This is a genomic window from Pseudomonas sp. Z4-7 (assembly GCF_051131965.1).
Classification (GTDB): Bacteria; Pseudomonadota; Gammaproteobacteria; order Pseudomonadales; family Pseudomonadaceae; genus Aquipseudomonas.
The window spans coordinates 2,551,116-2,574,923 of record NZ_CP071642.1; the positions used below are offsets into that span (position 1 = coordinate 2,551,116).

Genomic DNA, 23,808 nt, shown 5'->3' on the forward strand with positions numbered 1-23,808 from the left:
TATTGCGCAGTGATTAGGCGGCTGCCAAGCTTACTGAGGATTTCAATTCTGATTTATGATGTTTTTTCTTGCATTGAGTGAATTAGGATCATGAATCAAGGATGTCCATGTTTTCCTCCGAACGATTGAAGGGCATCAATGTATTCGTCTGCGTCGCTGAATCCGGCAGCTTCAAGGCTGCTGCTGAACGGATGAGCCTCACGGGTTCTGCCATCAGTAAAAGCGTTGCTCGCCTGGAAAGCCGGCTCGGCGTCCGACTGTTCGACCGTACGACCCGACGTGTTTCGCTGACCGATGCAGGGGGGGCCCTTTTTCGCACATGCACAAGCGTGCTTGCCGACCTCGAAGAAGCCGAGCTGTCGCTACAGGCTGAAAACGCCGAGCCCCGTGGCAGGGGCCGGATCGACCTTCAGGAAGATGTGAACATCGCTATCCGTTTGGGCGGCGCAGAGGTATGGCCGGACACGTTGGGGCATCGGTACCTGGGTAGCGAATGGCATATTTTCTGCGCATCACCTGCGCATCTCGCCAGGCATGGCACGCCCCTGACGGACCTTGATCTGGAACAGCACCGGTGCATCGCCTACGGATGGCGGGATGGAAATGTCAGCCCTTGGAATTTCGCCGGGCGCCACAGGGGCGAAACGGCCAGGATGCAGGTGGCTCCAACGCCGGTGGTGGGCGATGGCGAGGGCTTGGTGGTTGCGGTGTTGGCGGGCTGCGGTATCGTCCAGTTGCCGTCCTGGTTGGTCCCACGGCAATTGGACGAAGGAACATTAGTTGAAGTACTGCCCCAGTTGGCAACTGATGGGATGGCGATCAATCTTGCCTGCAAAAAAAGCCGCGAGGCGCTGCCCAAGGTCGCTGTTTTATTGGACTTACTGACGGCCAATTTGACTCAGGCGGTAGGAGGGCGGGCGCAACGGTTATAAAGTCTTTTGCCCGTGGTGCCACGAACCAGTCGGCAACGAGTCATGACAGCAGACGCACAGCTTGTTGCCATCGAGATCTCGAAAGTAGGCACCGTGATAATTGGGATGGTGGTGGGATCTCAAGCCGGGTTCCCCCCTCACATGTCCCGCCCAATGCCACAGATTTCTCTCGATCATTTGCCTATAATCCGTTTTGTCTGCGAGAAGGTAGTTCGGGATTGTGTCGACGGATTGTGCCGTGCGGGGCGCCCCTTGGGTGGAACAGCGCATGCTGGCCCCGGCCCTTTAACCTCGTAGCGAGGCAGTACCTCGTCCAGCGTCTAAATCTGATGAGTGGTGCCTCAAGGATTCAATGGGAGCTTCTTAGCGCAAGCTCCTAGCTTCCCCGACACCTGGCGATAGCGGTTAGTTGCCTTATTATTGGGTGCCATAACCTGTTAACTGCCTCTGCCTCTTGCCGTTTTCTCTAGCATGTCGACATCATTGGCCCCCAAGAGCGTAATCGTTAATGCCTGATCGTAAAGCAAGCCTTCTCATCGCTACCGCTGCCGCGAGTATTGTTATGGCCGTCACCGCGGCCGTGGGCCCCGCCACGTTGTTCTGGACAAATGAGACGCGCCTGGAGCGTAACGTTGTCGAGGCGCAGATAGATCGTATCCGCAACGTTCAGAGCTTGTTGGTTGATGCTGAGACCGGTGAGCGCGGTTACGTGTTGACGGAAAAGGAAGTCTTTCTACAACCTTACTATATCGCCGTATCCCAACTGCCTCCGGCCCTCAAGAGCCTGCGCGCATCCTATCAAGGCGATCCAGCGGAAGAGGTTGGGCGCGTTGAAGAATTCATCCGCCACGCTGAGTTGAAAATGGCGCATTTGGATCGTGTGGTGAAGCTGGAAAGCCCCCACGGAAATGACGCGGCAGAGACGGAGATTGCCGCTGGCAGTGGTAAGGCCCTGATGGACACTGTGCGCACCATCAGTGCGGAACTAATCAGTGACGAAGCAGAGGAACTGGCGGCGCTCGAACGTCAACTTTTGAGCAACATCCGCTGGGCCGTCGCGATTTCCATCGTAAGTTTTATCGTGACCTTGGGCTTGGGTCGCTTTATCTATATATCCATGCGACGTAGCGTCCGACGTCAATCGGAGTCGGCCGCAGCGGCCATCCTCGTCAGCAATCAACTTAACCAGAGCCTGGAGCGGTTGGAACGGCGCAACGGGGAGATAGGCCTTCTCGCTGAAATGGCGAGATTGGTGCAGACGGAGTTGACTCAAACGGAAACGCTCCAACTAGCCAGCACGTACTGTCAGCGATTAATACCTGCGAGTGAAGGGGAGTTTTTTCTCTATCGCAACTCGGCGGATGTCCTTCAGCAAGCGGCGTCGTGGGGTCAAGCTGAAGGGAAGAATGCTGATGTCATGCTCAGCCCCAAGGATTGCTGGGCAATCCGGCGAGGGCGATGGCATTTGACTGAGCATCACCACGATCTTTCCTGTCGCCATTACCCACCGGCGTCGGGCACCGACCAAGTGACCGATTGCTGTTTGCCCTTAATGGCGTACGGCGAAATTCTCGGGCTGTTGCATATCCGTCAAGTTGGATTGCGGGACTTGTCCGAAGAGCGGTTACAGATTGCTGAGGCTGTGGCGGAACAAACGGCTCTGGCGTTGGCGAATGGCCGGATGCGCCAAGTATTGGAAACTCAGTCCATCAAGGATCCGCTGACAGGGTTGTATAACCGGCGCTTCATGGACGAGGCGCTAAAGCGCGAGCTGGCGCGCTCTGAGCGCAACGGGTCCCCCCTGAGTGTCGTCATGCTAGACCTCGATAACTTCAAGCATCTGAATGACTCCTACGGCCATCCCGCAGGCGACTCTGTGCTTCGTGCGGTTTCCGCTTTGCTTCTGCAATCGTTGAGATCCTCCGATATCGCGTGTCGATTTGGCGGAGAGGAACTGATTGTGATTCTTCCAGAATGTTCCTCAGAGAGCGCTACGTCACGTGCTGAGACCATACGAGCATCTCTTGAAGGGTTGAGTCTTACGGATCACGGTCAGACATTCACAGTGACTGCTTCGTTCGGGGTCGCTTCTACAGAAACCAGCGGGTTGGACCAAGGCTCTCTTTTGAAGGCGGCTGACTCAGCGCTTTACGCAGCCAAGCGGTTGGGGAAAAACAGAGTTGAATGCTGGCCTCTGGTGAAGCATGAGCGCTAGAAGTTTCGATGGGATGCAGCAGGCTGATCGCTGCTCGTCGCCCGATCAGAAGCACTAGCGATGACTGGTTGGCTGCCGCAGATATCGCAAAGGTGTCGCAGTTGAGTACCCGCAACCCGAGCGCCCGAAAACTCCAGGCAGATATGGACTACAACCCCCCCATTGAAGCCGCAAAAAACGAGTCGTCTTCAGTCGGTTGCGCCTGGACTTTCCCGAGGATTATCGCGACACGCTGATTCGGCGCGCCGATGAATTGGTGTTGCAACAATTTATCAGCCTGGAGGATTGGCAACTGCTCAAGGATGCGGCCGACCAGGCTTATCAACTGACGGTGGAAATGCTGGCGCGCAATCAGCGCGATTGTCTCAACCTAGCCTCGTTGTGCCTGCTTGGGAGGGGAGGGACGGGGGAGCGAAAGGAAAGCGTAGGGTCGTCTACCCTCGTTCAACGTATGAAAAAGTGAGCGGCTAAGGCTCGGTGTGAGGGGGCGTCGTGGGCGCCAATCAGGCGCAAATGTAACTGCTGATATGCATGGCATTAGCGGCGCGGACGATGCAATCGTGACCTCCGAGCTAGCCGGATTTCGCCGATGGGTTCTGGATCATTTGACAGGATGATTGTCCAGAGCCAAGGCACCCTTCCTATTGGCTATGGGTCGCATGAGTTGGCGCAGCCCGGCATCACTCCTCTTGGCCTTGATACTCCCCAAAAACAAGTCCAGAATTGAGTCTTTTCCTGCTTCGGCAAGAAAGGAAACCCCTTAGATTTCAATGGGTCGGACATCAGATACGAGTCTCGTTTCCCGCTCCAAGATTCAGAAAAAGCCACTCAGATGAGTGGCTTTTTTTTTTGTGCCTGAGAAATGTCTGCAAGCTGCTTTCGGCCAAAAGCTGCCGTTCGAGAAATGCAGCGTCTGACTCAATTACAGACATCGATTCACGGGCCACTGGAATAAATGAGCACAGCTATGAATGCTACGAATGGAGATAGCAAAATCAGTCCGCCGACGACAACTGCCCAGCCCCAGGCAAAACCACTCTCCCCCTTAAAGCGGCCGCCACTCAGCAAACCCAGCACAAAAACACCAATGCGATGAGCTATAAAATCGATAACGAAGTCCATTCCCCTTTCTCCTTGTCGGTTTTCTCAGGAACGTCAGAACGTCTTCTTCTGGCCGATAGCCCCATAATGACAGGCAGAGCTCGACCAAAAGAGCGCTAGCCCTCGAAGAAGCCTTCTAAAGGCTCCAACCGCTTACTCGTTTCCATGCGCACATTGCGCAGGCACGGTTTCCAAGTATGACGCGTACAGCGGCTCCGAAAGATAGCCGATCATAATCGAGCAACAGCGGGCGCCGTTTGAGCTAATCACTGCTGCTGCCCATAAGGATCCATCGTTGCTCCAAAGTATGGATATCGAACGCAAAATCCCAAAACACTGGGTAGGCTGGGTGCCCTTTTGCAAGCCAGAATGAGGTTACGTTTTCGGCCTGATTGAGATTCACTGATTGGAACAAGGCTTCGGCTAAAGAGATGATTTCCGAGCGATTAGTCAACAGATACAGTGGCCCATAACCGCCATCGCCCGCGTGAAGCAACAACTCCAGTGCCTGGCTTCTGGCATCCTCCACAGACACTGAGGTCGTATTACCAACGACACAGTCTTTGGAAACAGAACTACGAAGGGCCTCTTCGAGAGTTTGGTTTATACCAAGAGGGCCGTAGGTATTTATCCAGACGGTATAGTTGTATCCCTCCAAGAGATGTTCGAGCCTGAGAACATCATCTGGTCTGGTGTCTATCACTATTTTCATGCTGGAACCACAGGGGCGGCCTTGGGTGAGTACGCAGTTTACTGGGACCAATCCGGCGTGTTCGTGGTTGGTCTCTCCTGGGCCGAAAGCCGTCGTTTAAACGTTTGAGTTCAGCACCAAACAGGCTGCATGCCAAGTCTGGTATAGCCCCATACACGAGGCGTTTCGCCTTCGATCGAAAACGGGAGGTTGTGTTTTCTTAGCGTGGACAGCAACCAATCGAGCGAAACCGCTCTGAGTTCGATCCACTCGATTTCCGCTACCGGATGGATGTGGTAATGCCAATCGCCATCCCAGTCTGTGCAATAGCCACTCGGCGCTAAAACACTGTGCAGTCTGAATTCTGGTTGCATTTGCGGTGAGCGAAGCATTGCCTCGATCAGCTCGGCCCATTTGGTCTTATTCATCACTGACAAAATTGTGCCGGCAGCCAACAGCTTGTGAAGCTTCACTTTAGCAGCATCGTCGGGCTCGGGAAGTTGCTGCTTAAAATTCGTGCCCCTCATTGACTCGGCGGTTCCTTCTGCAGTTTGTCGAACGTCTCCAGCGCTGCGCGGAACTCCTCCAGGGAAAAGCTTACCGGCTGGTTTTCCGCGTTCCAGCGAGTAGAAATACCCACTTCCAGCTTGCCGGAAGCGCTCCAGCCGAAACGCCGCCAATGCACGGTGTCGCCGTCGATAACCTGTTCGACCATCAGCACGGTGCAGTCGAAGTCCATATCATCGCTGCACACCAGCAGTGGTACAAGGGTGGAGCTGCCGTCCTCGCCGGGAATGAAGCGACGCCTGGCGAGGGCATCTTCTTCCTCATCCATTAACCACATTAAGGAAAGCCCAAGCAGGGCGACACTGGCGTCATTCAGGTGGGAGGCCAACCATTGCTCGATGGCCACATCGTCAATGGTCAACCACGCGCAAGTGCTGCGGGAGAAGGCCGCTTGATGGTAAGCGGCGTGGATGCGGTGATGCATGAACGAATCCGTCTGTTAATAAAGGAAGCCTAGCGAGCTATTGTGCCTATTTTTAATGCGCTCATGGGTAGCAATAATTTGGTTTTGAGCAGCCGTTATTTGCCACAAGCGTCGGGCCAATCTCGCAGAGAGATCGGGGGCAGACCACGGTTATAAGATTGTGGTCTGGCCCCGATTTTCACAAAGTATTCGACCCAGAGGAACTGACATTATTTTTTACGGCAAAAGACTTTCGGCATTTGCCATGGCTGGACCTTGTTTGACGAGTGACCGCTTAGCATTAACCTTCTGAGAGGCAGCTTCTGGCCGATTCTGTTGAAAAAGTCGGTCCTTCCAGACTGACGGGCAGCAATTGGCCGATTGCTGTCTATTGGGACGGGCAAAAAACCAAAGCGGATATTGGGACGTGTGAGTGTTGGCCGGGACTGGCTCGGTTCCTAGTGAAGGCACATTCAGCGCATCCAAGCACGAAGAGCTTCGAACTCGGTTGGGTTCGGATGGCGTAGTCGGGCGGCTAACGATTCCTCTTCTTCTTGAGAGATGAAGGCTTTGACAATTTTCGACATGCCTCGAGGGCCAGCCTGGTAATTCATGGCGACACACTGTCGACTAAACAGGGCCCCAAGAAGCGCATAGTCTGCGGGTAGTAAAGCCGTTTCGATCAATGCCACTTCACTTTTCAGTGCGATACTGTAGTCCGTTTGAGGCGGTAGCCAAGATAGGTCCGCAGCGACGCGCACGTATTCCCTTGTCACGAACGACGAGATATCGGCATGGGCAAGTGGAGACGGCTGAGCAAAATGAAGTACCTGAGCGATCCCCGAAGTCCCGTTGTCCAATCGAACCAGGCAGTAGGGCTCACCGCCGCCTGTAGCCGCAAAGGGAAGAAAGGTTCGACCCTGCTGGTCATCAGGGTTAAGCCACTCATTGATTTCTCGTTCTGCTTCTTCGGCATCAAGCCAATGAAAATCTACAAGGCTACTCAGTGCAGCCTTTGAAGGGGGTGTATGCGCTATTCCCATGAGTGCTGCGAGGTGTTCTGGAAATTCAATGTCAATTCTGTGTGCAAGATTTTGAAAGGCTTCGACGACTGCAACAGCTTGTCCATAATCCAAAGTCGAAAAATCTCCATATCTGATAGCAGCGCAATCGAAGTCTGGAATTTAAATCATCGGCCTCGATTTCCAGGCTTGACCTACTGTTCATGTGAGCCGCTATTGTCGGTGCGCTCGCAGAATCCTACAAAGCTACAGCTAGAGGCGCAAGCACCCTAAATCCACTCGATATCTGGCTGTCGCGAGGGCCGTAATCGACCCAGAGCAGATGCCCAGACATTCAAACCAAACGAGTAGATAATCGACTGCTATTCCAGCCATTTCCAGTGCGTATGAACAACGAATCTTCCCAACGCGAATCTACCGGCAGTACAGCAAATAACCTTGCGCAGGCCCACGGTGTCCGGCCCCTGTCCGTTGATGGCTATCATCAAACGGTAGAACTGTGCGGTCGCGTCGCCTGCGGCTGGCTGTTCCGCTACAGAATCATTTGCAGCTTGGACATCCCAGCGCATGACCAAGAGTCATTCGCTGGCGCTGTAGGTTGCTTGGTTGCTGACGACGGAGAGATACGTGATCTCTCAGGTCCGATGTTCATGGACATGCTTAAAATGCTGGCATAGCTCGCGGGACCACGTTGGCCGACCTCTGCCCTTGATACGACTAGCGACATTAAGCACGATGGCCCGACCCAACTCCGCCGCCTCATGGCACCCGAAAACTTTCGAATCCGAAATAGAGATAGGCCGCACATAGAGGGTTCCCAGTGATGTGGAAACCGCCGCCTTCTCAGGCACTAGATCATCGAGCGAAAGCCGTCTAGGTCGCGCGCCAGTTGCAGCTTCAGCTTTATCTTTCGCTCCGAATTGAGTCTCATCAGCGATCCACTTAAAGGCCTCTGCTTCCTTGCAGCGTCCGCCCCATCCTCAGTTTGACGAATCCGCGGACGCTCTGGAAGCGTTCCATAGTGAAGGACTACAATCGGCCAAAAGCTACCGCCCAGAAAGCTGATGCTGAGCGGTCACTCGTCAAACAAGGTCCAGCCATGGCAAATGCCGACAAAGTCTTTTGCCGTAAAAAATAATGTTAGCTCCTCTGGGTCAAATTCTTTGTGGAGCCAATGCCTGGGAATTGGGCCTCTCGTTATCACGTATTCCAAGCGGTATTTTTGAACAGGGCCAAAACTGAAGGAGTGTGAATTCAACTCAAACCTGTCACCTCTGTTGAGCGCCCACAGCTTTTTAACGAGGCAGCCATCAAGCAACACCTCTCCTGCTATCTCAATGAGATACCTTGAATGAAGTTTCTTTTGAAGCCTAACGCTTCTGGCCATACATCAACCTATCTATGAGCAGCTGGGACATCAGCATGATAATACTGGAACATGATGAGGACCGCTTCGGGTTGGTTCCGGTATTTCGGGACCGGCTACAATCAAATTAAATCTCGGACGCGGCTTTTACAGCGCCGACATAGGACGCTGAGCTGAATGTAAATGGCCCAACGTTAAGTATTATGCGAGGTTCTTCATATCCATTTTCGTAAGCAAATTCCTCCCAAATAATCTCGCTACGACACCTGCGAATTTGCACTGAGTAGGCTCCGCATCCGATGTCGCCACACTCTGGGCAGATGTAAATCAACACCCGATATGGCTCCACCTCTGACTGACCGCATCGAAGGAGGCTATCGGAAAAAAGGAGATTTTGTTCTGAAAAACCCGATACGAAACCGCTCATGAAGTCAGAGTGGCCACCATCAGCGGTCGCTAGAATTTCTAATAAAGAACTGTCGTCAATTCGAAAATCGGAAAAGCAACGCTCAACAGTGGTACAGCCGTTTGATGAACCTCCAAGGCGAACTGTGCTTTTAGACGTCAGAGTGCTGAGCTGCATGGTGTGTTCCTTGCGAAAAAAATCACGATTAGACACATTGGGCGTGAACCAGGCAATACCAGAGGTCACCAGCGAATGTCTGCTCATGGCCGTGAATGACCGCTTACGAACGGCCGCTTTTGGCCGATTGTAGCCATTCACTACCAATAGCCAGCCCATCGCAGCAAGTCCTCAATAAGCCGTCTAGACTCCATGCGCACTCATTCACTCTCAACCCAGCGCAGGTCGCCGAAGCCTCCTGCCTTGAAGGAGTCCGCCATGCGATATCGCATTTTCGGCAATACCGGCCTGCGGGTCTCTTCGCTCGCGCTGGGTACTGGCAATTTCGGTAAAGGATGGGGTTACGGGGCCGAGGTGGACGAGGCCCGTAAAATCTACGACGGTTACCGTGAGGCTGGGGGCAATTTCATCGATACGGCCGATCAATACCAATTTGGCCAATCGGAATCCATGCTCGGCGATTTCATGGCGACCGAGCGCGATGAAGTGGTGCTGGCTACCAAGTTCTCGCTGGGTGATTCAGCCGGTGCCGGCGTCCTGCGCGCCGGCAACAGCCGCAAAGCCATGCGCAGCTCGGTGGAAGCCAGCCTCAAGCGTCTCAAGACGGATCACATTGATCTTTTGTGGGTGCACATGCCCGATGGCGTAACGCCTATCGACGAAATTGTGCGGGGGCTGGACGACCTGATCCGCTCTGGCAAAGTGCTCTACAGCGGACTGTCGAACTTCCCGGCTTGGCGTGTGGCAACGGCCGCCACCCTGGCCGATCTTCGAGGCTGGTCGGCGATATCGGCGTTGCAATTGGAGCACAGCCTGGTGGAGCGCTCGGCCGAACGCGAACTCCTGCCGATGGCCGCGGCATTCAATCTCGGAACCGTCGGATGGTCGCCGCTAGGCGGTGGTTTACTGACCGGTAAATACCGCAAAGGAGAAACAGGTCGCGCCCAGGGTTTGGGGGCGGTGATCCACGATGAGGACAGCGAGCGCAAGACCTCGACGGTTGATGCCGTGTTAGCGATCGCCGAAGAGACCGGCCACACACCGGGTCAGATCGCAATCGCCTGGGTGTTGGCCAAGGGAACACTGCCGATCATTGGCCCACGCACGCCGGAGCAGATGGCCGATAACCTGGCGTCAGTGGAGGTTCAGCTGACGGCGGATCAACTGGCACAGCTGGACGCTGCCAGCGCCATGCCCCTTGGATTCCCGCACGATAAGGTGGCTGCTTCAGCGCCTTCGCTTGCTGGCGGTAAGGCAGAGCTCATTGATGCAACGAACCGGGTTGTTCGATGAGTGGAGTTTCCAGGCAGTTCGCCCATTTGCCCGCAAACCGGTAGAGGGGCATGAATGCTTCCGATAGCTCCAAGCCAAGTGGCGTGAGGCTGTAGCCGCCGTCGACTCGCTCGACAATGCCCGCGTCGCGCAGCTCGTGGATTCTGCTTTGCAGCACGGTGGGAGAGATGTCTCCCGCCGCACTTCTCAGAGCCCTGGAACTCATCGCGCCATGGCGCAGTTCCCACAGGACCCTCAGCGCCCATTTTTGTCCGAGTAAGTCCAGGAGCGCCATGATTGGCCGGCGTCCCCTGAGTATTGATGAAGCGCACCGCTGGTTATCACTCATCGTTATTGCCCTTGTTTGCTACACATTCAGTAGCGACTATCCTTGCTACACATTCGATAGCGGAGGATACGCGATGCCACGAATCAAAGCACTCAATGAACCCTACCCAGCCGATGTCAGGGCGGATTTCGACAAGATAATGGGCGTAGGAGTACCGCCACTCGCTCTATTCTCGACCATCGCAAGCAGCGATCGCGCATGGCGGAAATTCAAGGCAGGTTCGCTGCTGGATGGCGCGTTGCTGACACTTCGCCAGAGAGAATTGGTCATCAATAGGGTGTGTGCTCGCACAGGGTGTGAGTACGAGTGGGGGGTGCATGTGATGGCCTTCGCGAAGGCCGCCGGGCTCTCCAGGGAAGAGATTGCCGGCACGTTGGAATATCCGCTTCGCCCAGGGCAGTGGAAGGAGGAAGAGGCCGCGCTATTGACCGCGGTCGATGCGCTTCATGATCGAGCGACTTTAAGCGATGAAGCGTTCTTTAACCTCAGAAAACACTTCGACGACGATCAGATCCTGGAGGTTCTGATGCTCGCGGGCTTTTACCGTACGGTTTCCTACATTGCGAATGGCCTCGCATTGCCGCTGGAGCAAAATGCAGCGAGCTTCAGTGAATATCGCAAAGGTGAGACAGCTGGGCATTGATTGCTTCTGGTCGAAGTTTTTCGGTCACTGACGCACCCCTGTGATAGCGGTGGGGCAGCTTGCACCAATGTTGAACGTTCTGACGCCATCGCGAGCAAGCTCGCTCCCACAGTGGATCGGGGGGAGGTCGGATCAGCACGTCGCATCGCAGCGGCTTGACCTTGAAGTTGGCTTTAGGCTTAAAGTCGACTTCAAGGGCAACGGATTTTTCAGGGGGCGTTATGAGAATAGGCGAACTGGCGAAAATCAGCGGGTTGGCGCCGTCACGCATCCGGTTCTACGAAGCCAGCGGTCTGATCAAGTCCGTCGGCCGCAAAGCCAATGGCTATCGGGATTACGCACCAGATACCGAGTGGGTTCTGGAACTCATTACCGGCGCACAGGCGGCCGGTTTCTCATTGGAGGAAATCCGCCAACTGATGCCGATGAATGCCGGCGGTTGGCAACACGATGAGTTGCTCAGTGGACTCAAGCAGAAGGTTGAGGAGATCGGCGTATTGCAGCAACGGCTGGCCCAGAACAAGGCGCAACTTTTGCTCGTCATCAAGGGCATCGAGGGTAAGCCCGAAGGCATGGCGTGTGCGGACAACGCGCAGTTACTGATCAATCGACTGCGTGAAGAAGGCGTTGTCCATTCTGCAGGCAAGCGTGCGACAGCGTCCTCCAAGAGAAAAAATACCCGTCAGGCTTCCGGGGCCTGACGGGCGTAAAAATTTCGATCCCGTCAAAAGCACGCAAAAAGAAAAAGCGATTGACCTTAAAGTGGACTTCAATCTTAAGGTGCCTCATACCCAGCTGAGGACCGCTCCATGAACGTGTTCGACACCCTGATGCTCCCCAACGGTTCGACCATCAAGAACCGAATCGCCAAAGCCGCCATGGAAGAAAACATGGCGGACGCCGACCAGGCGCCCTCCGAAGAACTGATGCGTCTTTACCAGGCGTGGGCCGACGGCGGTGCCGGCCTGCTCATCACCGGCAACGTGATGGTCGACGGCCGCGCCATGGCCGGACCGGGTGGCGTGGTGTTGCAGGATGATCAGCCGTTGGACAAGTTCAAGCGCTGGGCGCGTATTGGCCGATCCGGCGGTGCGCAGTTCTGGTTGCAGATCAACCACCCAGGTCGGCAGATGCAGGCCAACCTTGGGCAAAAAACCTGGGCGCCGTCAGCCGTGCCGTTGGCACTGGGCAACATGTCCAAGCGTTTCGCCACGCCTTACGCCATGCCCCCTGGTTTGATTGAAGAGGTCATCCAGCGTTTTGCGAACACTGCACGCCTTGGCGAACAGGCCGGGTTCACCGGCGTGGAAATCCACGCCGCCCATGGTTATTTGTTGAGTCAGTTCCTTTCGCCGCTGACCAATCAAAGGACGGACGAGTGGGGCGGCTCTCTGGAAAACCGGGCGCGGTTGTTGCTCGAAGTCGTCAAGGCGGTCAGGGCTGTGGTTTCGGCGGAATTCGCAGTAGCAGTCAAACTCAATTCCGCCGATTTCCAGCGCGGAGGGTTCACGGCCGATGACGCCAAAAGAGTGGTTGGGCTGCTCAACGACCTGGGGGTGGACCTGGTGGAATTATCTGGCGGCAGTTACGAAGTCCCCGCCATGCAGGGTGAGACGCGTGATGGGCATACCTTGGCCCGGGAAGCTTATTTCCTCGAGTTTGCCCGTGAAATCCAGACCGTCGCCAAAATGCCGGTGATGGTCACCGGTGGCATACGTCGACGTCCGGTTGCCGAAAGCGTCGTGCAAAGCGGTGTGGACATGGTGGGCATCGGTACGGCGTTGGCCATTGATCCTTACCTGCCGCGTGACTGGCTGCAGGGCAAAGACAACGCCCCGCAATTGCCGCCGATCACTTGGAAAAACAAGACCCTTGCGGCCTTGGCGAACATGGCGGTGGTGAAGTTTCAATTGCACAAACTGAGTCGGGCCAAACAGCCCGATCCGAGCGTGTCGCCGTTGCGTGCGCTGATCCTGCAGCAGCTCGCCCTGGCATTTCGCACGCGTCAGTATCGGCGTTGGGTGGAGAAGCGTTCGATGTGAGTTGATGTTTGTTGAAGGCTTGATGAGCCAAGTTTGCCTAAGGCCTATCGCGTGAGTAGAATGCGATTAATTATCAATCATGTACTTGCCGGGATTCCGATGCGCAGCGATGAAACGCTAGGTAATGCAGATCTAGGGCTGCTCTATCGAACCCACCACTCGTGGTTACACGGCTGGCTTGTCCGACGCATCGGATGTCGCGATAACGCAGCAGATTTGGCGCAGGACACCTTTGTACGTCTGCTCAAATCCCGCCAGTCCAGCCCCTTGCGCGAACCACGCGCCTATTTGAGCAGTATCGCCCGCGGACTGATGATCGATCAGTATCGTCGTCGTGAACTCGAACGTGCCTACCTGGAAAGCGTCACGTTACTGCCTCAGCACGAGGTCCCCTCGGAAGAAAGCCGGCTGTTGATTCTTGATGCGCTCGAGCGCATAGACCGCATGCTCGGTATGCTAAAACCCAGAGTTCGCCAGGCATTTTTATTTGCCCGACTCGACGGTCTGACCTGCGCGCAAATAGCCGAAAAGCTGGGTGTTTCCCGTGCGACAGTGGAACGCGACCTGGCCACGGCCCTGCAGCACTGCTATCGCTTGCGTTATGTCGAGGCATGAGCCGCAGGCGCTCGATCCGGCCATTGTCGAGCAGGCGATCCAATGGCTGGTGCGCCTTCGCTTCAATCAAGCCGATGAACAAACACAGCGCACTTTCGAGCACTGGCTGCAGCAGTGCCCGGAGCATGTGTTGGCGTGGCAGCGTGTGGAAACGCTCGGGGATGAATTTTCAGGCGTGCCAGCTCAATTGGCCCGACAAACCCTTGAGGGTACCCATCATGGAATGCGGCGGCGGGAAAGCCTGAAGCTACTGGGCCTATTGGCTACTGTAAGCACGTCAGCCTGGCTCGGCCGGGACTATACGCCCGTACCCGCCATGCTTGCGCAGCAGCGCAGCAGTACCGGCGAGCAACGACGCTTCCAACTCGATGATGGCAGCCTGATCCAGCTCAATAGCGATAGCGCCGTCGACAGCGATTTCGACGCCCAGCGACGCCTGATAATCCTGCGACGTGGTGAAATCATCGTGAATGTCGGCGCGGATCGACACTCGCCTCAAGCGCGACCGTTCTGGGTGCAGTCACGTGACGGGATCATGCGCGCTCAGAGTTCCCGCTTCCTGGCACGCGAGCTGGATGATGGCACTCTGGTCTCGGCTCAGGAAGGATCAGTCACGGTTTTCCCCGGCTCCAGTCAAACTCCTGCGAGCCGCAGCGTCCAGGCAGGAAGCCAGCTGCTGTTCTCATCAAGTGGCACCCGAATGTTCAGGGACAACGGCCTGGATCTATGGAGCTGGGGGGACGGGGTGATCAGTGCGCGCAATATGCGCCTCAATGATTTCATCGTGGAGTTGTCGCGTTATCGCCCCGGGGTGCTGCGCTGCGCCGAAGAGGTCGCTGATCTTCGCGTTTCCGGCACCTTCCAGCTCGCCGACAACGATCAGGTCCTGGCATTGGTCGCGCAATCACTGCACTTGAACATTGATTATCGGACCCGTTATTGGGTGACCGTGACCGCTGCCACCTGAGCCCATCAAAAAATTTGTGCTAGCTGAAAAATAATGAGGTAGCTTCTCATTCTCGTTCGACCTCTAAGGAAGGCCGGAATACAGGCCAGTCTGCCGATGTCCTTTCTTGGAGCGAGAAAATGAGTTCGTCCCCTGTTTCACAGCGCCATCCATTAAATCGTGCCTTGCACGCTGCGATTTTGGGTTTGATCGTAAGCAGCTATGCATTGCCATCGCTGGCGCAAACATCGAGCGCTGACCACAGCAACCCAGTCAAGCAGTGGAACATCGCTGCCGGCCCACTGGCGCCAGCGCTTGACCGCTTTGCGCGCGAGGCTGGCATCAGTCTTTCCTTCGACGCGTCAAGTGTCGCGAACCGCACCACTGCTGGCGTGAATGGCACGCTCGATACGTCGGCAGCGCTGTCATCGTTGCTGCAGGGGAGCGAATTGCAAATCGAACAGCAAGGCCCGAATGCCTATCTACTGCTCCCTCAACCAAAGCCCGCTGGCCCGCTGGAGCTCGACGCAACGGACGTCGAGGAATACCGCCTTGCACCCCTCATCATCAATGCAAAGGTCAGGGTCAGTGCCGACGACGACGCCAATTCGGTAGTCGCCAAGGAGCTCTGGGTTGGCGGCAAGGTGGCAACCAGCATTCTCAATACACCGGCATCGGTGTCGGTTGTTACCAACAAGGAAATGGAGCAACGCAGCGTCAGCACCACGGAAGAGGCGCTGCAATACACGCCGGGCGTGATCAGTGATTTCTATGGCACGGATGACCGCAACGACTATTTCCAGATCCGGGGCTTCCAGGCCACCACCTACCGTGACGGCTTGACCTTGAGTTCGATGCGCGGCGTACGCGAAGATCCGTTCGCTTATGAACGCATAGAGATTCTGCGTGGCGCCAACTCCACGCTGTTTGGCCCAGCGGACCCGGGCGGTTCGGTGAATTTCGTGACCAAACAGCCGCGCTTCGAGCAGTTTGGCCAAGGCTACGTGACCTACGGTTCGTTTGACCATGTGGAGACAGGCATCGATGTAGGGGATGCGCTGAATGACGAGAAAACCTTGGCTGGCCGCTTTACTGCCAAAGGCCAGAACAGCGACCGCGAGTACGACCACTCACAGGACGATAACCGGTTGGTGATGGGTGGCCTCACCTGGGCACCCACGGATTACACGTCAGCCACCGTGATTCTGGACTATCTGAAAACTGAAAGTTCGCCCAACAGTGGCGGCTATCCGCTGGACAAAGAGTACGACCGCAGCAAGTTTTATGGTGAGCCCAGCTACAACTTTCACGATGTCGAGCGCACCAGCCTCAGCGGTAACGTCACCCATGACTTCGACAACGGCTTCGTACTGCGCAGCAATCTGCGTTACAGCAAATTGACCGATGATTTTGGCTACGTTTACCTCAGCGACAGCGCTGCACGTGTCGGTACTACCGTCGACCGGTATCTGTTTGGAACGGACACTGAGGCCGACCAGTTCAACGGCAATCTGATGCTGCAATACGATGCCCGCTTCGAGAACATCGACAGCAGCAGCCTGGTGGGCGTGGAGTACCTCGATTCGACCACCAAGGAAAGCTCGGTCTACGCCATGACGACCCCGATTGACATCAAAAATCCTGTGTTTACTGGCGTCCCAGGCTCAATCACGCCGTATGCCGTCAACAAGCGAGACGCGACCACCAAGGCCGTATTCCTTCAGCAGAACCTGTCGTTCTACGAGCGTTTCATCGTCACCGCGGGTATGCGCAACGACTCGATGGACCTTACCAGCAAAGGCTTGCAATCCACTGAGAAGGACAACTTCTCCGAAACCTCCTACCGAGGTGCGTTGACTTATATCGTCAACGACGAGGTGTCCACCTATGTGAGCATGGTGGAATCCGTCTCGCCGCCGCAGGTTGGCGTAACCCCGCAGACGGGCACGCAGTACGAAGTGGGCGTGAAGTATGCGCCGATGGGAATGGACGCACTGTTCTCCGCAGCCGTCTATGACCTGACCCAGGAAAACGTCACCATCGCTGTGGTGCTGCCGAGCGGCATCATCGAGCAACAGACGGTGGGCGAATCGCGGGCGCGTGGCCTCGACCTGGAGGCCAAGGCGCAGGTGACGCAGAACATCAGCCTGATAGGCGGCTATTCCTATATGGAGTCCGAGGTACTGCGCGGTTCGTTGTACGACGGCAGCTCCCTGAAAGGTAATGAGTTCTCCACGGCGCCCAAGCATTCCGCTTCGCTCTGGAGTTATTACGACGTGCCCGGTACTGATGTCAGCGTCGGCTTGGGTGCGCGCTACGTAGGCTCTTATTACTTCGATGCAGCCAACTCCGGCAAAAGCGATGGCACGACGCTGTTCGACGCCGCCTTCAACTACAAGATCGCCAAGGGCACCGACCTTGCGGTGAACGTCAGCAACCTGCTGGATGAGCAGCACGTGGTCGGTTCCGGCACAGCGAACTTCTACAACCCGGGTCGCGAGATTACCGCCAAGGTGAGTTACAACTGGTAAACAGGCGTGTAAGGCCTTCAGTCGCGATTGCGGTATTGGACGGGTACCCACTCATACCTGCCGGCTTCGCGCCTGATGTGGCCTATGCCCGGAAATGGCAAGTGAGCCACTGCTGACAACCGTTGCTCACTCGCGGCAGCCTCGAATTGTTGTAGCCGCTGGGCGCGAGCGGCGTTCTGATTGACGTCGAAGGTTATTGTCACCTCCGGCCGCGAGAACTGGATGAGGCCGACATGCATGATGTCGCCCCAGAAATCGATGCTCTCGCCTTCGCTTGTGACCCGAAAAAAGCTGTGGCCCGGCGTATGTCCCGGCGTGGGAATGGCGGTGATTCCCGGGAGGATTTCGGATTCGGCTGCGAATGGCTTCAGCTTGCCTTCGCGCTGGTACGGGCCAACCGTTTTCAGCGCTTGCTCCAGATAAGCCGGCGGTAACCCCTTGTCCAGGTTGGCGCGGTCCAGGAAGAAGTCGACATCGGCCTGGCCGACGTGGATGGTCGCATTGGGAAATATCATCTGGCCGCCGCGTGTCAGGCCGCCGGAATGATCGGTATGGATGTGGGTAATCAGCACATCGGTGATCTGTGCCGGCTGGTAGCCCGCAGCCGCCAGGCTTTCGGGTAGCTTGCCGCCAACGTTACCGAACAATTCACCGGCACCGGTATCGATCAGTACTACATGTGAACCAGTATCGACGAGGTAGGCATTGATAGACGTCTCCAGCGGGTTGCGAGCAAACCCGCGTTGCAGCATTGCGTCGATCTGCTTTGGGCTTATGCCTCTAAGCAGCGGATGTAGATCGAGAGGCAGCGTCCCGTCGCTGAGTGCGGTGATGCGGAACTTGCCCAGATTGAAGGCGTAGATGCCTGCGAGTGCGGGTTTATGGGACGGTGCCGTCGTTGCGGTCGATGCTTGTGACGCTTGCGCTGCGGTGGGCGACGGTGAGTAGGTTGCACCCGTGACTAGGGCGGCTGTCAGTAGGGGCGCAAGATGGAACCGCGCGTGGTTATGCATGATGAGTACCTTTGTGAGTATGACCATCAGTGATCGCTGCGATAAAGGTAGATAAAGCGCGTCCAGTGTGAGGCACCGCCTACGCCTTAGCCGCTCAATAGCCAGTACCGGCTGTATCTACGACATGCTTAGGCTTCATAGCGAAATATTATATGCGTGACGCATGCATTTTGCCAATCGCTGATATATGCTTCGAGCACATATCGGCAATCGGAGAATCCCATGCAGCACATCACGAGCGTCACCAGCAGCCAGGCTGCTCTCACTTCCAGTATTTCGAGACTCGAGAACGTAAATCGGGCAATTGTCTTGTCCGGCGTTGTTCTTCCCCTGCTAATGATTGGTCTACTCAAGTTCACGCAGATCGAAGTGCAGGTACTTATACCCCTGATCAGTGGCACCCCGTGGCTGGCCTGGCTTTATCCAGTTCTTGGCGAAGCCGGTACCTCGTACTTATTAGGTGTAGTCGAGATACTGACTGCATTGCTGCTCATCGCTTCACCCTGGTCTGCTCGAGCAGCTATCGCAGGTGGGTTGTTAGCATCGCTGACCTTCTTTACGACCATTTCCATGATGTTGGTATTGCCAATATGGGAGGCCGGATCGGGAGGTTTTCCATGGCTGAACTTCCTGGGCACATTCCTGATAAAAGACGTTGCGTTGTTAGGGGTGAGCCTGGTGATCCTCACCGAGGGGCTGCAGCGTATGTTGCCCACTCTAGCGGCTAATCAAAATAGGGTTCCAATACACTCTCAATCCAAGTCATGAAGGCCCGGACGCGTTGGGAAAGGTTACGCCGATGCGCGACTACGAGCGACGCCGACAGCGGCTCTGGTCGTAGATCGGGCAGAATTTCCACCAGATCGCCGCTTTTGATGTGGTGCGCAAGGGCCAGATAACCGGCCTGAATCAGTCCAATCCCCGCCAGGCCCGCAGCATGATAGGTTTGCACGTTATTCACTTGCATCGCCCCTGGCAACGCAAGTGATGCGTAGCTGTCTCCCTCCGGATATTCCCAACCAGCGAGTCGCGCGCCGAGTGTCGGCGTGTAGTGAACCATCTGGTGACCCTGGATGAGGAGGTCATCGAGTGTTTGCGGTATGCCGTACTTTGCCAGATAGCCTGGACTCGCCACGTTCATCATGCGCAGTTTGCCGAGCGAGCGGGCGATCAGTCTGTCGTCCATGATCGGCCCGAGACGAATCACGCAATCAAACCCTTCTTGAACCAGATCGACACGGCGATCCGTGCTGGATAGTTCCAGCTCCAACTCAGGATTGGCCTTGAGTAGTTGCGGCAGAGCGGGAATCACGACGGTCTTTGCCAACTCAGTCGGCATATCTACGCGCAATCTCCCCCTCAGAGGGGCGCCGCTGTTCGCGAACATGGACTGCACGTCCTGAGCTTCGGCCAGCAGGTCACGAGCACGTGCATAAAAACTACGACCGTCTTCGGTCAATTGCACGCTGCGTGTTGTTCTGTGCAGGAGGGTCGCGCCCATGTCCCGTTCCAGCTCACGAATCACCGTCGACACCCGTCCCTTCTGGATTCCCAGGCTTTCAGCGGCACGCGTGAAGCTCATCATTTCCGCAACGCGGGCAAAAATCAAAAGTGCCTGAAGATTGGGCATTGTTCACCGATTGGATAACAGTGTGTTCGGATTCGGATGGTTTATAACTAATTTTGGACTCAGTAGAGTAACTCTCAGGTTGTCAACAACTCCAGAACTTGTAAGGGAGCACTCATGAACTCAACTTCCACGCCAATCCGAACGGTCATCATTTATCACTCAGGCTATGGCCACACCGTACGAATGGCAGCTGCCGTCGCCGAAGGCGCTGGCACCGACTCTGTATTGGTTGCAATCGACCCCGAGGGCAATATTCCCGAGGATGCCTGGCAAACACTCGCAGACGCAGACGCAATCGTCTTCGGTTCGCCTACCTACATGGGCGGCCCTAGCTGGCAGTTCAAGAAATTCGCGGACGCCTCTTCCAAGCCCTGGTTCGAAGGCGCATGGCAAAACAAGATTTTTGGCGGCTTCACCAACAGCGCGAGCATCAACGGCGACAAGCTCAATACTCTTGAGTATTTCTTCCTGCTCTCTGGGCAGCACGCCGGGATCTGGGTTGGTCTGGACATCAAACAAGCGAACGTCAAGGCGTCGAAACGCGACGATTTGAACCGCATGGGTTCTTATATCGCGCCCATGGCACAGACGCCGGCGGATGCCTCTCCTGACGAGATGTCATCGGGAGATCTGGAGACCGCGCGTCTGTATGGCGCGCGCGTCGCATTGATTGCCGGACAGTTCCGAGCCGGTAAATCTCAGTCTGTCTGATGTCCACTCGCGCCGACGATACTGGCCCGCTGCTGTGCTCATTTTCATCCATCGATCTCGAAGGAGAAGTCATGAAATACAAGCGACTTGGCCGTACGGGCCTGTATGTATCCGAGCTGTGCCTGGGCACGATGACGCTCGGTGGTAATGCCAACGCGAGTATGTGGGCTGCAATCGGCGCGGTTGAACAGGGCGAAGCCAACAAGTTGATCGCCCACGCTCTGGCGCAAGGGATCAACTTCATAGACACCGGCGATATTTATTCTTTCGGTCAATCGGAGCGCATGCCAGTTCTTGCGCCCAAGAACCCATGGTCTGATTTGGTTTTCAGCCCAATTGTTTGGATATAGCGCAAGGCCTGCTCGGCGAGCGTGCTCTTGTTGGCAGCGTGCAACTCGAAGAACTTGCGCCGCGCATGGGCCACACAGCCGATGTCGGTCACCCCGAGTTCGAAGCTGGCTTTGTAGCCACCAGAATCATCACAGACCAACTTGCCCTTCCAGTCTTAGAGATGGCTAGTGCAGGGATTTTCATTCAACGCATCTGCGACTGGACAATTCGTGCAAGACGCAGGGTCGCACAATCTACATACCGAATAGCCTTGATCGAGATCATTCACCAGGCCGTTGAGTAGCTTTTCGGTTATCCGTCCGAGGAGTTCGCGCTCATCCGGATCAAGCACTTCCAATACACGAGCTATACGTTCCTGGCGGACCGCTAGCACGGCAGCACAGTTCGCATTTCCTGCGGTAGTAAGGTGGAGCGCAACGGCACGCCGATCAGCGTCTGCTTGTCTACGTTCCACTACACCCTGGGTGACCAGCCTATCAACCAGGCGCACAGCTCCAGGATGAGACAATCCCAAGGCTCGCCTCAAACGCTCTATGGACATGCCTGGCTCGTGACCGAGCAAGGCAATAGCCGCAGCTGCCGGACCAACTTCCGGAGCTTGGTCTTGAGTGCCTTGGTGGATAGAGTCAGAAATCGCCAGCGACAGCGCCCCAACTATGTTTTCGAGTTTCATATCTTTCATGGGCTAAATATGTGTGCATCGCGCATGGAATGCAAGATTTTCAGATGAGAAGGGCCCGTCTTGGGGGAAAGCCACAGGTTCTTTCTTATCAGTAGCTCCATTGCTCAGCGACTTTTAGCTATCGCATCGACATTCTTGTGTCCAAGGACCAGCCTGGCCTTCGCATCGCCTTCTACGATGAAAAAAAATAGAACGGTCAGTCTTTCAGTTGTGACCGTCGGTTTTTCAAATTTATTACATCCTTGGAACGCTTCTTCCGGTACGGCCACTCAGGTGTGAGGATGTCGCCGCTCATACCGGGGTCATTCGCATTCATCTATCTGCCGATGCCAAGGGGACAAAGCCATGGATACGATTAATGTAGGTGCAAGCCGCGGGCTGACCCGTGCACCTGATGAGATACAGCAGGAAACAACACCGCGGGCCTCTCACTCTCCGGTCCTCGGCGATATCGGGGTAGCAATGCGCACGCGGCTTCATAACCATTTCGAGGCTCACCTTGAAACACAAGCTGACTCCGATCAACCCGCTGCCCCTGCTTCAAGCGCCCGCAACGCGGAGCTGAACGCCATTCGCGATGACCGTGCCCAACGGCTGGAGGCCGGGGGTTATACCGTCCATGACATGGAGAAGGCGGAAAAAAACGCAGCCAGGGCCGACAGATTGTTTGCGTCCATAAAGTCAGGGATGGGTGGGACGCCCTTTGCGGCGCTGACCGAGGCCGGTAATTTCAAACCGTCGATCCTTCAGGTAGCGGGCCAGCATGCCAATACGGTACGCCAAGCGGCTATAGAGAACGCTATGTCATGCTTGTATGCCGGTATGGCGGATGCTGCCGGTAACAAGACGATCGCGGGCTTCAAGCCTGGTTATTACCTTAAACCCGAGAGCAATACGCTGCATCCGGCGCTTCAAGCATCGGTGGCGGAAAAGCTGCTGGCGTTGGACAAAGGTCCATTGCGTAATGCTTTCGACGAAGCTAATAAATGGCTTACCGGGTTTGCGGTACGTAACACTGCAATGTACGCATCAACGCTTGCCATGACGGCTGCTGGCAAAGAGGAACTGGATGCAATCCTGCAACCCGCCCTACGACCGGTCACGGCTATCATCGTGGGTATTGCAATCGAGCATTACAATGTGAGCCGTGATCGCAGTAACCATTTGGCTGACCCTGCAATGCTCTATGGTCGTCGAGATGCTGTACCGGAAGGGCAGGCTCATAAGCCTATTGATCAAGATACCGAATGGCTGGATGACTTCGAGACTTTAAAGGATCTCGATGCCACTGCCCTGGTCAAGATGGTCTCCGCGCGGCTGGGTGAAGGCGCGGCGACGGCGCTGAATGCGGTCATCAGCGGCGATGCCTTGAAAGAGATAGTAGACCCGGTCAGTGTTGTAGGAAATGGTCTGCTGATTGGCGGTTTTTCTGCAATGGGCGCGGCTACAACCGCCACAGCCAACCTGGCGAAGTCCACGGAGCTGGGAAAAATGGCGGCTACCGCAGCCTCGGAGGGTGTAAAAAACGTATTGGGTACCCTGGCTTTCGGGCTGTGGGCAGCTGGCGCCTCGCTAGGTGGATCCGTGCCGAAAAAAGCCACCGCTGCTGTCGATGCCCATGTACCAAAAGCGGTAGAAGGGGGCGCAGATGCAGCGGGCAGGGTGGCGGTCAAGGGCGGCGAGCTTGCGCTCAAGACATCGCTCACCGGCGCCAGATTTGCCAAGGAGACAGCTGTGTCAGCGACCCACCACACAAAAAATGCAGCTCAAGCGGTAGGGGATGGAGTCACTAGCGTTGCCAGCGCCATTGGCACCACTTCCCAGTCAGCCTGGAATAAAAGCGTTGGAGCCCTGAGGCAACGCTCCGCGGCCACCCCTCAAAGCCAGGCCGCTCAAGGTCAGAGCATACCCATGCAGCCGCTCGCCGGTACGCAGGTCCAGGCGTCTTCCTCAGCACCTGCGCGTCCGACTGCCCAGGATGACGGAGATATCGTCTAGCAGCCTTTCCTTGGCGCTCACTTCAGTTTTTCCTTGATGTCCAGGGACCGGACATTGCTGATGATTACTTACGACCCAAAGCGAACGATCTTCCACGTCTACTTTCTATCTACCTGAATGGCCTCGAATTCGAATTGGCGTTAGC

General features: G+C 55.8%; 25 protein-coding genes and 1 pseudogene. 14 read left to right on the forward strand and 12 right to left on the reverse strand.

The window, feature by feature from the left end:
* The first annotated feature begins 107 nt into the window (after positions 1–107).
* From J3P91_RS11750 to J3P91_RS11760, 3 genes are all read left to right on the forward strand, one after another.
* Positions 108–932 (forward strand): LysR family transcriptional regulator, encoded by an 825-nt coding sequence (locus J3P91_RS11750; RefSeq protein WP_434604284.1) that lies wholly within the window; start codon positions 108–110, stop codon positions 930–932.
* A gap of 508 nt (positions 933–1,440) precedes the next feature.
* The gene (locus J3P91_RS11755) at positions 1,441–3,147 is read left to right on the forward strand and encodes a sensor domain-containing diguanylate cyclase (protein WP_434604287.1); all 1,707 of its coding nucleotides are present in this window, start codon (positions 1,441–1,443) and stop codon (positions 3,145–3,147) included.
* 196 nt (positions 3,148–3,343) lie between these two features.
* Entirely contained in the window at positions 3,344–3,610 is a 267-nt protein-coding gene (locus J3P91_RS11760; protein WP_434604290.1) for a hypothetical protein, read from the forward strand.
* A 473-nt stretch (positions 3,611–4,083) separates the two neighbouring features.
* On the opposite strand, the gene J3P91_RS11765 is transcribed toward J3P91_RS11760, so the two are convergent.
* From J3P91_RS11765 to J3P91_RS11795, 7 genes are all read right to left on the reverse strand, one after another.
* Positions 4,084–4,269 (reverse strand): hypothetical protein, encoded by a 186-nt coding sequence (locus J3P91_RS11765; RefSeq protein WP_434604293.1) that lies wholly within the window; start codon positions 4,267–4,269, stop codon positions 4,084–4,086.
* A 241-nt stretch (positions 4,270–4,510) separates the two neighbouring features.
* Complete coding sequence (locus J3P91_RS11770; protein ID WP_434604295.1) at positions 4,511–4,960, reverse strand: hypothetical protein; 450 nt, start codon at positions 4,958–4,960, stop codon at positions 4,511–4,513.
* 110 nt (positions 4,961–5,070) lie between these two features.
* A complete protein-coding gene (locus tag J3P91_RS11775) occupies positions 5,071–5,466 on the reverse strand; it encodes a DUF6678 family protein (protein WP_434604298.1) in 396 nt (131 codons plus the stop codon).
* The gene (locus J3P91_RS11780; protein ID WP_153838023.1) at positions 5,463–5,930 is read right to left on the reverse strand and encodes a hypothetical protein; all 468 of its coding nucleotides are present in this window, start codon (positions 5,928–5,930) and stop codon (positions 5,463–5,465) included. Before J3P91_RS11780 ends, J3P91_RS11775 begins: the two co-directional genes overlap by 4 nt.
* Positions 5,931–6,382: 452 nt before the next feature.
* A complete protein-coding gene (locus tag J3P91_RS11785; RefSeq protein ID WP_434604301.1) occupies positions 6,383–7,045 on the reverse strand; it encodes a hypothetical protein in 663 nt (220 codons plus the stop codon).
* 961 nt (positions 7,046–8,006) lie between these two features.
* Entirely contained in the window at positions 8,007–8,318 is a 312-nt protein-coding gene (locus tag J3P91_RS11790) for a hypothetical protein (RefSeq protein ID WP_434604303.1), read from the reverse strand.
* A 106-nt stretch (positions 8,319–8,424) separates the two neighbouring features.
* On the reverse strand, positions 8,425–9,039 hold the full coding sequence (locus J3P91_RS11795; RefSeq protein ID WP_434604306.1) for a hypothetical protein: 615 nt from the start codon (positions 9,037–9,039) through the stop codon (positions 8,425–8,427).
* A gap of 99 nt (positions 9,040–9,138) precedes the next feature.
* Between J3P91_RS11795 and J3P91_RS11800 the strand changes: the two genes are divergently transcribed.
* Positions 9,139–10,173 carry an aldo/keto reductase gene (locus tag J3P91_RS11800; RefSeq protein ID WP_434568864.1) on the forward strand — a complete coding sequence of 345 codons (1,035 nt, stop codon included), beginning with the start codon at positions 9,139–9,141 and terminating at the stop codon, positions 10,171–10,173.
* Here J3P91_RS11800 and J3P91_RS11805 read toward each other — a convergent pair.
* Positions 10,142–10,447 carry a winged helix-turn-helix transcriptional regulator gene (locus J3P91_RS11805; protein WP_434604308.1) on the reverse strand — a complete coding sequence of 102 codons (306 nt, stop codon included), beginning with the start codon at positions 10,445–10,447 and terminating at the stop codon, positions 10,142–10,144. The genes J3P91_RS11800 and J3P91_RS11805 overlap by 32 nt on opposite strands.
* On the opposite strand from J3P91_RS11805, the gene J3P91_RS11810 reads away from it, so the two are divergent.
* From J3P91_RS11810 to J3P91_RS11835, 6 genes are all read left to right on the forward strand, one after another.
* Positions 10,446–11,144: a carboxymuconolactone decarboxylase family protein gene (locus J3P91_RS11810; RefSeq protein ID WP_434604310.1), complete on the forward strand. Its 699-nt coding sequence runs from the start codon at positions 10,446–10,448 to the stop codon at positions 11,142–11,144. The two genes, J3P91_RS11805 and J3P91_RS11810, sit on opposite strands and share 2 nt — an antisense overlap.
* A 221-nt stretch (positions 11,145–11,365) precedes the next feature.
* The gene (locus tag J3P91_RS11815; RefSeq protein ID WP_434604312.1) at positions 11,366–11,845 is read left to right on the forward strand and encodes a MerR family transcriptional regulator; all 480 of its coding nucleotides are present in this window, start codon (positions 11,366–11,368) and stop codon (positions 11,843–11,845) included.
* 108 nt (positions 11,846–11,953) lie between these two features.
* The gene (locus J3P91_RS11820; protein ID WP_434604314.1) at positions 11,954–13,186 is read left to right on the forward strand and encodes an NADH:flavin oxidoreductase/NADH oxidase family protein; all 1,233 of its coding nucleotides are present in this window, start codon (positions 11,954–11,956) and stop codon (positions 13,184–13,186) included.
* Between the two features lie 99 nt (positions 13,187–13,285).
* Positions 13,286–13,801 carry a sigma-70 family RNA polymerase sigma factor gene (locus tag J3P91_RS11825; protein ID WP_434605091.1) on the forward strand — a complete coding sequence of 172 codons (516 nt, stop codon included), beginning with the start codon at positions 13,286–13,288 and terminating at the stop codon, positions 13,799–13,801.
* Positions 13,788–14,768, forward strand: a complete 981-nt coding sequence (locus tag J3P91_RS11830) for a FecR domain-containing protein (RefSeq protein ID WP_434605093.1) — start codon at positions 13,788–13,790, stop codon at positions 14,766–14,768. The genes J3P91_RS11825 and J3P91_RS11830 overlap by 14 nt, the downstream gene beginning before the upstream one ends.
* A 119-nt stretch (positions 14,769–14,887) precedes the next feature.
* On the forward strand, positions 14,888–17,278 hold the full coding sequence (locus tag J3P91_RS11835) for a TonB-dependent siderophore receptor (protein ID WP_434604316.1): 2,391 nt from the start codon (positions 14,888–14,890) through the stop codon (positions 17,276–17,278).
* A gap of 17 nt (positions 17,279–17,295) precedes the next feature.
* Here J3P91_RS11835 and J3P91_RS11840 read toward each other — a convergent pair whose 3' ends face one another.
* Positions 17,296–18,291, reverse strand: a complete 996-nt coding sequence (locus J3P91_RS11840) for an MBL fold metallo-hydrolase (protein ID WP_434604318.1) — start codon at positions 18,289–18,291, stop codon at positions 17,296–17,298.
* A gap of 222 nt (positions 18,292–18,513) precedes the next feature.
* On the opposite strand from J3P91_RS11840, the gene J3P91_RS11845 reads away from it, so the two are divergent.
* Positions 18,514–19,059 (forward strand): YkgB family protein, encoded by a 546-nt coding sequence (locus J3P91_RS11845; protein ID WP_434604320.1) that lies wholly within the window; start codon positions 18,514–18,516, stop codon positions 19,057–19,059.
* On the opposite strand, the gene J3P91_RS11850 is transcribed toward J3P91_RS11845, so the two are convergent.
* Complete coding sequence (locus J3P91_RS11850) at positions 19,016–19,921, reverse strand: LysR family transcriptional regulator (RefSeq protein WP_434568855.1); 906 nt, start codon at positions 19,919–19,921, stop codon at positions 19,016–19,018. The two genes, J3P91_RS11845 and J3P91_RS11850, sit on opposite strands and share 44 nt — an antisense overlap.
* A 114-nt stretch (positions 19,922–20,035) precedes the next feature.
* On the opposite strand from J3P91_RS11850, the gene J3P91_RS11855 reads away from it, so the two are divergent.
* Positions 20,036–20,632 (forward strand): flavodoxin family protein, encoded by a 597-nt coding sequence (locus tag J3P91_RS11855; RefSeq protein ID WP_434604321.1) that lies wholly within the window; start codon positions 20,036–20,038, stop codon positions 20,630–20,632.
* A 161-nt stretch (positions 20,633–20,793) separates the two neighbouring features.
* Positions 20,794–20,982 (forward strand): aldo/keto reductase, encoded by a 189-nt coding sequence (locus tag J3P91_RS11860; protein WP_434605095.1) that lies wholly within the window; start codon positions 20,794–20,796, stop codon positions 20,980–20,982.
* On the opposite strand, the pseudogene J3P91_RS11865 reads toward J3P91_RS11860, so the two are convergent.
* Positions 20,967–21,134 (reverse strand): annotated as a pseudogene (locus J3P91_RS11865) (IS66 family transposase); the annotation flags it as partial. The gene J3P91_RS11860 and the pseudogene J3P91_RS11865 sit on opposite strands and share 16 nt — an antisense overlap.
* Positions 21,135–21,137: 3 nt before the next feature.
* Entirely contained in the window at positions 21,138–21,665 is a 528-nt protein-coding gene (locus tag J3P91_RS11870; protein ID WP_434604323.1) for a MarR family winged helix-turn-helix transcriptional regulator, read from the reverse strand.
* Positions 21,666–22,010: 345 nt separating this feature from the next.
* On the opposite strand from J3P91_RS11870, the gene J3P91_RS11875 reads away from it, so the two are divergent.
* On the forward strand, positions 22,011–23,663 hold the full coding sequence (locus J3P91_RS11875; protein ID WP_434604325.1) for a RopAA-2: 1,653 nt from the start codon (positions 22,011–22,013) through the stop codon (positions 23,661–23,663).
* The last annotated feature ends 145 nt before the right edge of the window (positions 23,664–23,808 follow it).